Below are 12096 nucleotides of genomic sequence, written 5' to 3'. Positions count from 1 at the left end.
CGCGGTCCTTCGCCTCCCGTTCGGCATTGCCTTCGGCAATACGAAGCCATTGAGCACGTCCCAAAGCTCTACGATTCCGATCGTATCCGTAGACGCCAGAACACGGCTATAGAGCGATGGTCACCGAGGACTTACTTCCCTCCCGCAAGAGCCGTGGCGGACCTGTAAGGCCGTGCACAGCCGCTGAGCGCGTCTGGATGCCGTTCAACGACGTACACGCACGTACGACGACATCACCGCCTTGCCACTGATACGCCCGACCATTCCAAAGAGATATTGACTGACGCACTTCCGACCTCGAACTCCACATAAGTGATGCGGAGTTGTGTGGCATCTCGCCATAGGAGCAGTACGACTGCACAGTGCGGACGACCCCTGCACACAGGCTGATCTGATTCCGCGCACTGTTGCGATGTCCTGGATCACTGGGGAAATCGCGTGACCCGGAGGGAGGTTCAAATGGGACGTGCGGCCCATTCAGTTCATGGCCGGCCACCTGTGCAGTTCGGCATGGTTGGCGAGCTGCGTGAAGTGCTGTTGGCGCGCCCACAGGTCGTAATCGCCGATGACGATGAGGCGGCGGCGGGCGCGGGTGATGGCGACATTGAGAAGGTTCGGCTTGTTCGCCGCCCAGTCGCGGGAGCCTCCATGTGACGCCCCGGTGCCGAGAACCATGATGACGATGTCGGCTTCCTTGCCCTGCGTGGTGTGCACGGTGCCGTAACGGTCGCGATGCAGTCGGCCCTTCGCCACCTTCCTGATTCCGTTGACGACGTCGCGGAACGGGCTGACGACGAAGACCGTCGCGTCGAGGCGCCGCTGTACCTCCGCCTCGAAGGCATCGTCCGAGAGGGGCCACTGCCCTCGGCGCTCCTCCCGCAGGGTGCTCCTGATGTATCCGCGGATCCAGACAAGGGCCCTCTCAAGGTGCTCACCCTCTGCTGGGTTCCACTTGTCGCCGGTGGGCAGCGCGTTCGCGTGCATCCAGACGCTGCGCTGCGCGAGCGGGAAGTCGTCCTGGTCCCGATCAACTCCGTAGACCATCATCCCGTCGTAGGCGATCTGGTTGCTGACCTCGAACATCAGCCGATCGCAGCGGCGGTGGACGCGCAGTGGGGAGCCCAACCAGACCCGATCGCCCTCGCCGTTGGTGTCGCGCAACCAGGTGCCGTACGGGTTGAGCCGGTCCGCCAGCGTCTGGACCGAGGCTGCGGACGGGCTCCACAGATGCCCCACCCCGTAATGCGTGGCCAGGCGGCGCTGGCCGGTGAAGGGAAGGGTGACGACGGGCTCGAGCTGGAGTGGGTCGCCGACCACGACGGCGCGGCGGGTGCGCCACAGGGAGCCGACCACCTCCTGCGGGGAGGCCTGCCCGGCCTCGTCGACGAACAGCCAGCCAAGGCTCTCACGGCCAAGCTTGTCGAACATGCGCCCCATGGAGGCAAAGGTGGTGGAGACGACCGGGACAAAGAGAAACAGCATCTGCCAGGCTGCGAGGACCGTGGCGGCGGGCAGGTCTGCGGGAGCCTGTCCCCTGACGACGTCCATCACCGCCTTCAGCTCCTCGCGCATCCGCTGAGGTTCGGTGGCAAGGAGGGCGCGGTGCAGGTCGAGTGCGGCGAGGAAGAGTTCGGCGCGGGCACGGGCGAACTCCGGGTCCATCCAGGGGGCCGACTTCTCGCGCCGTTCCATGGCCGGGCGGTCGTAGGGGTCAGCCTCCCATTCGGCGCCGGGCACCGTCTCGCCCCAGCGTTCGCGGGCCTGGGCCAGGCGCCGATGGTCACTTGTCCGTTCGCGACGGCGGCGCTGCACCTGCTGCGCCGCTTCGGCGGCGGTGGCAGCCTGTCGTTCGCGTGCTCGCTGCCAAGCGTCGAGCTGGTCCTGAGCCTGCCGGACCGTGAGCAGGGCCGCGTCCGACCGACCAAGCGCCGCGCGCATGTCCACATGCCGGGTGGCGCGTGCCGCGTTCAGTGCGGCGAGGCGTGCGTCCGCGGCCTCGCGGTCCGCCAGATACGGGCCGCGTTCCGCCTCCCAGCGGCGTAGCTCGCCACGCCCGAACAGTCGGGTGAACAGACCCGGCCGGCACGCGTCATGGGCGTGGAGAGTCGACTCCGCCTGTCCCAGGGCCTGTTCGCCGATCCTCACCTGGGTCTCCGCAGCATCCTGACGGGATCGGGCGGCCGTCACCTCGGCGCGTCGCTGCTCGTACTCGTTACGCCTGAGTACCAGCGATGCCTGGGCATCGCCATATTCCGACTCAAGGCGTTCCAATACGTTCTGGGCATTGGTTTCCATGGCCAGCAAGTCGTCGAGGCGGGCGTCGGGACCGGTCAGCCGTGCGGCGAGGTCGCTGATCTCCTGCCGCTCGACGGCGAGTTGCTCAACGGTATGGCGGGCCTTGCGGAAGCGGGCGACGGCCTGGCTCCAGGTCTCGTCGCCGAGTGGGCACGTCGCCTGAGCGCTCTCGTCGCCGCCCGTGTCGGTGTCCCGCCCTGTGGCGGCGGTCCTCTGCGCTGCCTCCTGGTCCTGGAGCAGCTGCTGAAGCCCTTGCAGGGGAGGACGCTGTTCACTGCAGGAGCGCTCGCGCCGCTGCGTGTCTTCGGCCTGCTTGCCCCACCAGAAGCGTTGGACGAAGTCCGAGCGGAATCCACGGCGTCCCAGGCGTGCCGCGATCGCGCCCCAGGCCTCGTCTTCCAGCAGCAGGCTCGCAGGGCCGGAGAGGTAGTCGGCGCGCCCCTTCCACGCTTCGCCGATGGCGCGCGCTCCGGGCACTTCCATGGTCACGTTGTTGACCGCGCCGTTGTTGGACGAGGCCACCACCATCTCGAAGCCGGTCAGTTCGGGAATCGGGGGATGGATCCTGCGTCCATACGTCTTGCCCGCGGTTTCCTCCGTGCGCCAGAACACCGGCTTGCGCGCGAAGGCATCCTCGGGACGGGCCAACTGCGCCAGTCGATCCGCGCGCTGGACCACCAGAGCCGCGATCAGGTCTCGCAGCATGGTGGTCTTTCCGGTGCCCGGCGGTCCGTTGACGGCGTAGACACCTCGGGCCTCCTCTGCACCGAGGGTGTCGAGGATGCTGTTGACGGCGAACTGCTGGCTCAGCACCAGGGGCCTGTCGTCATCGGCAGGCCAGCGCCCCAGCGGCATCTGCGCGGGCTGCACTTTCTCCAGAACGATCCCGGGCATGCGACGGATGTCGTAACGGGTCCTCGCGTCCAGCTCCGTCTCATCACGCAGATAGTCCAGCAGTGCGCCGCCGGCCTGCCCCGTCTCGAGGGCTTCGGCGACGCGGCCGAGGTCGTCGGCGTAGAAGCTGTTCAGGATGCCCTCGGAGGGCGCGCCGTCGGCATGCTTGGACGAGGCCTCGTAGCTCTTTACACGGATCGCGTGCGGCTGCAACCTCCCGTCTACGCCGAGCTGTTCAGCCACCCACCGGGTGATGGCGGACAGGTCGTGGACATCGAGAACCTTCGTGCCGATCGCGGCAGGCGGCTCGTCTCCATCGACCGAGGCTTCCGGATGCCCCTCGGAGCCTTCACCTTCACTCGGCTCCTCTTGGCCGGCCGTGCCCTCCTGCTCCGACCGCTGGGAGCCTCCTCGTTGACGCTCCACCCGGTCGGTGAGTTGCTGAGCAGCGGCATCGACCAGCACACCGGCCGCCCCCTCGACGACCTTCGCGGCGATCGCGCCCACCACCGGGCCGAGCCCCCCGGTGGCCGCCGTGGCAGCCGCTCCCACTCCCGCCTTGGTCCCGCCAACCGCGATCCGGGACATCAGCCCGGCTACCCGGCCAAGCCCCGACGACGCACCCGACTCGGACGAGGCGGACGAAGTCGTCGACGAGGGTTCACGTTCAACGGCGACATTGCCGTCCCCGAGGTCGAGGAGACGCCCCAGCAGACGGTCGCTGTCGTCCTCGAAGCCGGTCAGCCACTTCTCGTTCTGCGGACCGAGAGACAGGGTCTGGCCGACCGCCCAGGCACAGGTCGACAGCGTGGCACTGTCCTTGATCAGGTAGCCGTCCTCGTTGACGGTGAAGCACAGCACGGCACTGTCGCCGCCGATCCGGCCGTCGAAGTCCCGCTCCACCTCCGGAGCGCGGAACGACTCCAGCAAGACGTCCCGCACCGTGGCGATGGGAAAGACACCCGCGTACACGGTGTGCTGCCACACCATGTCCCCGCGCTTGCGCCGTCGGGGAAGTGAGAAGCCCGGCTCCCATGGCAGCGAGCGTCTCGCGTCGACGGGGTACACGTTCTCTTTGGGGTTGAGCGCATCCACCTTGGGCGGGCTGAAGTACTCCACCGCACGCCAGTAACGCAGGATCCGCGCCTGCTGCTCGCCCTGTCCGCCCCGCACCGCCGTCGAACCGCTGACGATGGCCACCCCCCGAGATCGTCGATCTTCCGGCACCGTAGCAAGGCAGGCAGGAGAGCACCCTGGGTATGACGGAGCCCATTCAGTCGGTCCCGGCACCTTCCTGATCTCGAGTCGCACAGCGGCGAGCACGACCTGGTCACAGGTACGGGCTTCCGGGAACCGTCCACGGACGCGATTTCAAGTTCACCCCGCGCCGCTCGCAAGCTGACGATGGGCCTGGCAGCCCCTAAGTCGCCGTACAGCACCCGATCCGGGACCGGGACGCGAAATACCCCGCCCTCTTCGACCAGATCCTGACCGGCGCCGGCATCCGGGTTGTAGTCACGGGCATCGGCGTGCCGCGGATGAACGCCCTCATCGAGCGCTGGGTACAGACCTGCCGCCACGCTCAATCACACCCCCGAACCAGGCCTCCCGGATAGGTTGTGCACCTGTTGAGGACCACCGGTACGTCCTGCTCACGGCTGCTCGCGCCGTTCCGGCGCACCGGACCGTCCGGTTCATGAGCCGACTTCGGAAGACTCGTTCTTCCGCCGCCTGGGGGCTGCCCGGCAGACTGGCTGTCCGCACAGGGGCGATCAAGGGGGAAACCATGGAGTTAGAGCCCACCGAACTGTCCGAGGCGATCAGGGCGGTGCGCGGGGGGCTGGCGGCAGCCCAGCAGGACGGGAACGGCTCCCCGGTTCGGTTCACAGTCAAGGAGGTCGTCCTGGATCTGGGAATCGAGCTGAGACACAGTGCCTCAGCTGGCGGCGGGGTCAAGGCGTTCGTGGTCTCCGCGGACGCCAAGGGGGAACGAGCGAAGACAGCCACGCACCGAATGACGGTCACCCTGGCAGTCGCTCCGGACGACGAGGACAGCGATCTGCTCATCGCTGACTCCGGTGGAGGGCGCGGCGGGCCCGTGGACGGCAGCTCGCGGTAGGAGGGACCGCGCCATGTCTGGAGGAGCGGTCCTGCGGACCGTCGAAGTCAGCAACCAGGAAAAACAGTCGTACGGAACGGGCTGCCTGATCGCGCCCGGCCTGATACTCACCGCCCATCATGTCGCCCTACCTGGAGGAGGCAGCGTCGTCACAGTCCGGGACACGACGAGCGCCGGTTTCACCGAGGCGGTCATGGTGTGGGAGAGCACCGAGCTGGACGCAGTGCTCCTGAAGACCGACCGGACCCTGGTCGGCGCCGGCCTGGGCATCGTGCGCTGGGGCGAACTGGCCTGCGACGCCCCGGGCCGCCGCCCCGTGTGCTCGATGACAGGCTTCCCCAAGGCGATGCGACGCAAGGCCTCCGCCCTCGCCGGGCAATACGTCGACGACCTGAAGACGGTCGAGGGGACCATCGCCCCGCATACCGGATCCCGCTCGAAGCTGTATGGGCTCGAGGTCGACGGCGCCGTGCCGGCCCAGGCGAAGCACTGGCAGGGGCTGTCCGGGGCTGGGGTCTTCTGTAACGGGGTACTGATCGGGCTCACTCGACTGGTCTCCCGGGAGTGGGACCGGAACCTCCTCATGGTGCTGCCGCTCTCACACCTGCTGGCCGCCGACGGCTTCCCCCACGCCATCGCCGCCCACACCGGCATGACCCCACATCTCCAACCCGCCGACCTCCGGCCGCTGATGGACACCGAACCCGACCCCACCCTGTCCTCTAGCTACTTGCTCGACCCGCGGTCCCAGGTCACCGACCTCACCGGCATGAGCACACTCGTGCACAAGATCAAGCAGTGGTGCAAAAGCCCCCACCGCATCGACGTAGCCGCCGTAACCGGCCTGGGAGGTACCGGCAAATCCCGTCTCCTCACAGAGGTGTTGCACCAGCTCACCACGAACTCAGGTGACCAGCGGCCGTGGAGCGGAGGATTCCTCGCCGAACACCCCACCCGCACCGACTACGAGATCCTCGCCACGTCCAGCTATCCACTGCTCCTGGCCGTCGACCTCGCAGAAACCCGCCTCCCTCAGATTCGCGACCTGATGGCGGCCCTGGCCGGTTCCCACGACGGAGCCCCCATCCGAGTCCTCCTCCTCGCCCGCGGATTCGACTCCTGGTGGCCGGCGCTGCGCCGTCACCTGCGTACCCGGAACGTAAGCACGGTCGAGCACTCCTTCAACCTCACACCCGACGATGCACTGGACGGCCTCAGCCCGGAACACATTTACGTGGCAGCAAAGGAAGCCTTCGCCCGCCGCATCCGGCTGCTGCAGCAGGCCGGACACGGCGACGACACGTGGCCGGACATCGTCCCCGCCGAGGTTCCGCGCCATTACGGTGCCGGCATCGAACACGCCTCAGGGCAGCCGGTGATCTACCACCACATCGCGGCACTCGCCGACGTACTCGCCCACGCCAACCCTGAGTTCGCTGTGAAGGACCACCCCATGGAAGTCCTGCTCGCCAACGAAGTGGAGTACGTACGGCGCGTCGCCGAATCCCGCCTCCCCGCAGGAACCGTGGACGACAAGCTCCTCCGCACCCTCGTCACCGCCCAGTTCCTGGCCGGAGCCCGCACCGCGCAGGAGGGCCGGGCCGCCGTCCGGGCCGGCTACGACGTCCATCACCGCGGGTACGGGATCACCGCTCCTCCCGACGCCGGTCAACTGGCCGCGCTCGACGACGTCCTGAGCGCCGCCTACCCGGCCGCCGACGGAGCCCACTGGGGCGCGGTCGGTGAACCACTGGCCGCGGCCTGGCTCGCCGAAGTCGAGACCGACAGCGGCGAGGAGTTCATCGAAGCCTTCCTGCAACACGACTCCCTCGCCCCCGAGCAGCGCCACCAGACCCTCAGCACAGTCGCCCGCACTGCCCACGAACAACCCGGCCTCGCTGCCGGAGCCCACCGCGCCGTCGCCGCCACCCCCGAACGTCTTCTCCCGCTCGCGGCACAGACCGTCACCGCTGAACTCGACACCGACCAGGCCCTCCAGTGGCTCGCCGGCCTCGAACACACCGTCGCCGACCGCACGGCGGACCCCGACTTTGACCCCGAGACCCGTCAGTGGGCCAGCTGCCTCATCAGCGAAACCCAGGAACGGATTGCCACCGACCGGGACGACATCGAGGAGTTGATTGACGCAGCCCCCACCCCAGCGGCCGCCACCCCGCAACCAGGCCAAACCAGCACTCACCGTGCTCTGGTGAAACCACAGGTCGGCCGGCTCACCCGCTTCACCGTCACGGTCCTCGGCCTTGGCCACCTGGCACTGGTGGGAGCCGTCCCCGCAACTGTCGCTCTCAGCACCGACGCCGGGAACGACGGATGGATTCTGTGGTTGTTCGTCCCACTGAATATGTTCATGCACCTGACCGTCGCAAGCGTCTTCGGGGGCCGCCAACTCGGAACCGTCGTGCTTTCCTGGCCCCTGCCGCTCGTCACGATCGGGCTAACGACCTCGTTCACCTTCGCCGCTGATCGGCACTTGCCTGCGCACTGGCCCCCGCAATGGCTTCTGTGGCCAGGGCTCTTCGCCTTCGGCCTCACAGCCCTGACCTTCGCCTGGCGCATCAACTTCGGCCAGCTCCAGGACACGCCACGAACACCCACACCGACGGCGGACAAGCCAAGAACACCCCCGGCCAAGCCCCCACCACCCATGCCAGCGGAAGGGCTGGCACTCATGAACCGACGTTGGGAGTTGCTGCGTCGCCGGGTCTACGGCGCCGCCCCCGACGGCCACAACCAGCACCCACTGCCGTGGCGGACCTACGCCGCGCTCATAGGCGGGCCACTGGACGGACTGCTCCTGGACATCACCGACTGGACAAAGGACAAGATCGATACCGGCGCGGCCCTGTCCGCCGAACTCGGGCGGTTCCCCGGCGGCAGCGCGGTATACGCCCCACACCGCGACGAACCGCGTGCACCAGCCCCCGGCGTCACGTGCTGCTTCTATCACTCCGGCGACATGCCCCGACCAGCCGACGAGTAACTCACGCCTGCCGAGAATGTCATCCATGCAGATCAGGAGCGTCATCGACAGTGCGGCAGGATGATTCACGCTGCTTCGTCCGGCCTACCTGACCGTCACCAACCTCTCCTCGCACTGCGGTTGCTACCGATAAGCGATCACGACAAGGACACGGAGATACTCGCCCTACGCCACCAGATCACCGTCCTTCAACGACAATTCGGCGCGGACCGCATCACGTTCACTCCTGCGGACCAGGCGTTCCTCGCCGCCCTGCTGGTCCCCCTCCTGCCACGCCAGGCACTGCGTCGACTCTGGTTGCTGGTCCGACCCGGCACCGCTGCGCCCGCACCACCACCTGATCGAGCAGCGCCACAAACACAATTGCAATATGAAGACCAAAGTGCATGAAGGTTGAAGATCGCGTGCATGCCCCTTCATCCTTTCCTCATGAGTCTCGTCTCGCCCTACTTCGACCTCACCCCCATGGGCGGCTACGCTCACGACTGGGCCCTCGTCGACGTGGAGACTTCCGGGCTGATACCCCGGCGCGACCGGGTGCTGTCGGTTGCCGTGGTCACCATCGGGCGGGATGGCGAACAGACCGGGGAGTTCTCCACGCTTCTCGATCCGGGGTGTGATCCGGGGCCGGTCGACGTGCACGGCCTGACCGCCGAGCAGCTACGCGGCGCGCCCACCTTCGACCAGGTGGCCGAGCGCATCGGCGCGATGCTGCAGAACCGTGTTCTGGTAGCCCACAACGCACAGTTCGACTACGACTTCCTCGCCCACGAGTTCGCCCGGGCCCGCATGTGGCTGCCGGTCTCGCAGCGGCTGTGCACCCTCGCCCTGAACCGGCGGGTGGACCCACCGACAGCCGACATGAAGCTGGGCACCCTGGCCGCCCACTACGGCGTAGCGCAGCGGCACGCGCACGACGCGCTGGACGACACGCGAGTACTGGCCGGAATCCTGCGAGCATCGCTGCAAGAGGCGGCCCGGCTCGCACTGCAGTTGCCCCTCGTGAACTGCCCTCCCCGTGCCGAGTCCCAGTTCACACCGACGCCACCCAAGACGCCCTGCGCCTACCGCAATCCCGGCCGGCTGGCTCCCGGCTCACCGCTTCGGCAGGGCATGAAGGTCGCGATCACCGGGGAAACCGTCTGTGCGCGGGCCGAGTTGATCGGCCGAGGCGTTGCCGCCGGACTCAACATGATGGGCTCGGTCAGCCACCACACCAGCGTCCTGGTCAGCAACGAGCCTGCGACCGAATCGGCGAAGGCACGACGGGCCGCCGTCGAAGGGGTGCCCGTCATCGACGAAGACACCTACCTCCAGCTACTCAGCGACGTAGAAGCCGGAGCGGGGCATCAGGCGCCCGGACCGGCACCGGTCACCCCTGCCCCACGCCAGGCCGAGCCCGCCCCCATCGGGTCAGGTGTAAGGCCCCTGTCAGGGCGCCGCGTCCTCGTCCTGGGCGGCGCACACACCGAGGCAGCCGGCGCGCGCAACCTCGTCGTCGAACTCGGCGGCTCCGCCGCGGTCAATCTCTCGCGCAGCGTCACGGACGTCGTCGTCCTTCCCGGTGGGGAGAACGACCGCCGTATGCCCCGGATCGCGGACCTAGGGCTTTCGGTGCACGACGAGCGCTGGCTCGTCGATCCGGCCGTGACCGCCACCGTCCCCCTCCCCGGCGCCGATGCCGAGGTGGCCGCAGGCAGGACAGCGGAGACGCCTGTCGGCGCCGCGGCACCCCATGCCCTTCCCCGCGGCGGTGTCATCGACCTGCCCACTCCCACGTCGCCGTGGCATGTCACCGCGTCCTGGGCACCCTGGGAACACGGTGAGGTCGATGTCGTCGCCTTCGTACTCGACGAGGACGAACAGGTCGCCTTCGACGAGGACTTTGTGTTCTACGGCGCCCCGGAGAACCCCGGCGGCACCGTCCACCTGCTCACCAACGGTCCGGCCGAACAGACCATCACCGTCGACGTCGCTTCCCTTCCACCGTCCTCACACCGGGTGGTGATCGCCGCGGCCATCGACGGCGGCCTGTCCTTCGGTGACGTCGGCGCCGTCCAAGTCGCCGCGGCACCCGGCGACAGCGCCGCCCCGCTAACACGCGCGACACTGGACGCCGCCACCAGCGAGCGCACACTGGTCCTGGCCGAGGTCTACCGCCGCGGCCCACTCTGGCGATTCCGTGCCGTCGGACAGGGCTACGACCACGGACTCGACGCCCTCGCGCGCGGCTACGGAGTCGACATCGCCGACTGACCCCGCCGCATCAGACCAGAGCGTCTACGAAGACTATCGGCCCACGGCACGAGGCAGAGCTGCGCCGGCCAAGCGGAAAAAACCCGTACATGCCGCTCGAGGAAGACGCTCAGGCTGAATCCACGCTCCCGCATGCCCAGCAACGGCGGTCCCGAAGGGCCGTAGCGATTCGGAGTCCGCGCACAACCGACTCCCCCACGCATGAGCGGGCAGCAAGCACGCCGGGGCAGGAACCGCATTCCGCCACCCGGTCAACACCGCAGCACATTCACAGCACCCGGCCCCGTGCGCGCTCCTACACTCACGGCCGAACGCGGCACCGTGACATCCAGCGAGACCTCTCGCCGAACACAGGAGGATGTTCATGACCACATTCCGCCTCGCACCGCGGGTTCTCGCGGGCGAGCCGCAGCACCAGAGTCTTCACCGCACTCGCAGTCGACGGCCTCCCGGGGCGCCTTCGGCGCCTGGTGTAGTCCCACTTGCGCGCGATCAGTCTGCGGTGCCACGCCAGGAGCGTCGCGGGCGTCACCGGGAACACCTGCGCCCACCGGGCACCGGGGAATCAGGGAGGACAGCGCCGCGAACCACAGGCGAACTGCCGGCTCGTACCGCACCGGACCCGAGAGCTGCCTGCGCAGCACCGCGTTCTCGTGGCGCAGCACGAGCAGCTCCGCGTCCCTGACGGCGTCCCGGCGCAGCAGCGCCGCCGGGACCGCGAGCAGCTTCCGGGCCACCTAATACACCAATGAGACGATCACCCGGACAGGCTTCCATCAAGCTGTCGGGGCTCGCGAGACCCACTCCAAGCAGCAGCGATGAGTTTCCGAACGGCACAGGGTGCAAACCTTGCCGCCACGAACTCCTGGACCGCACCCTCATCTGGAACGAGCGCCATCTAAGCCACGCGCTCCATCAGTTCGAACTGCACTACAACCTCCACCGGCCCCACCAAGCGATAGTCCAGGCGGCACCCCTACGCTCCGCCCCCGAACCGCTCTCCCACGCACAGATCACCCAGCTGAAGGTACGCCGGAGAGACCGCCTCGGCGGAGTGCTGCACGAGTACCAACATGCCGCTTGAGCGGCGCGGATGAGGTTTTCGGCAGACGCAAACTTCGCGTTCGCCGACACGATCGCCTCGGCGGCATACTCCACGAGTACCGACACGCTTCCTGACCTCCATGGACGTAATTATCGGCACGCACAGGCACCCGCCCCGCGCGAGTTCGAACACTTCCACAACGGCCATCGGCCCCATCAGCGCATCGCGAACGCCCGGCCGCTCCGCCCCACTCCCCTCACCCATCGCCGATCCGGAGAAGATCGCCCGTCTCGACATACGGCAACGCGAGCGTCCCGGCGGCATCCCGCACGAGTACCAACATGCGGCGGGACCAGCACGGATGGAGCTTCCGGCAAGCACAGGGGGTCGACTAGATGATCGATTCCAAGGGGTCAGTGGTCGTAGGCGGTCAGTGACCGCAGTACGGGCTGTCCGGTCTGGTCGTTGTGCCAGATCGCGGCGGTC

Annotated in this window: 4 protein-coding genes; 3 read left to right on the top strand and 1 reads right to left on the bottom strand. The window is 67.9% G+C overall.

Features of this window, described 5'->3' with window-relative positions; translation table 11 throughout:
* Positions 1–477 precede the first annotated feature (477 nt).
* A complete protein-coding gene (locus tag ACIRHA_RS42760; protein WP_403857524.1) occupies positions 478–4389 on the bottom strand; it encodes an AAA domain-containing protein in 3912 nt (1303 codons plus the stop codon).
* A 586-nt stretch (positions 4390–4975) separates the two neighbouring features.
* On the opposite strand from ACIRHA_RS42760, the gene ACIRHA_RS42755 reads away from it, so the two are divergent.
* The 3 genes from ACIRHA_RS42755 to ACIRHA_RS42745 all read left to right on the top strand — a co-directional run bounded on the left by ACIRHA_RS42755 (position 4976) and on the right by ACIRHA_RS42745 (position 10565).
* Positions 4976–5308, top strand: a complete 333-nt coding sequence (locus ACIRHA_RS42755) for a trypco2 family protein (RefSeq protein WP_403857521.1) — start codon at positions 4976–4978, stop codon at positions 5306–5308.
* Positions 5309–5321: 13 nt separating this feature from the next.
* Positions 5322–8309 carry a serine protease gene (locus ACIRHA_RS42750; RefSeq protein WP_403857518.1) on the top strand — a complete coding sequence of 996 codons (2988 nt, stop codon included), beginning with the start codon at positions 5322–5324 and terminating at the stop codon, positions 8307–8309.
* A gap of 429 nt (positions 8310–8738) precedes the next feature.
* Positions 8739–10565: a TerD family protein gene (locus ACIRHA_RS42745; RefSeq protein ID WP_403857515.1), complete on the top strand. Its 1827-nt coding sequence runs from the start codon at positions 8739–8741 to the stop codon at positions 10563–10565.
* Positions 10566–12096: the final 1531 nt, after the last annotated feature.

The organism is Streptomyces sp. NPDC102360, assembly GCF_044766085.1.
GTDB lineage: Bacteria > Actinomycetota > Actinomycetes > Streptomycetales > Streptomycetaceae > Streptomyces.
The sequence above is the reverse complement of the archived record's forward strand: the minus strand, read 5'-3'. Positions and strand labels throughout refer to the sequence as shown.

Coding starts and splice junctions, on each gene's coding strand:
- ACIRHA_RS42755 (WP_403857521.1), top strand. CDS start 4,976: ATGGAGTTAGAGCCCACCGAACTGTCCGAGGCGATCAGGGCGGTGCGC.
- ACIRHA_RS42750 (WP_403857518.1), top strand. CDS start 5,322: ATGTCTGGAGGAGCGGTCCTGCGGACCGTCGAAGTCAGCAACCAGGAA.
- ACIRHA_RS42745 (WP_403857515.1), top strand. CDS start 8,739: ATGAGTCTCGTCTCGCCCTACTTCGACCTCACCCCCATGGGCGGCTAC.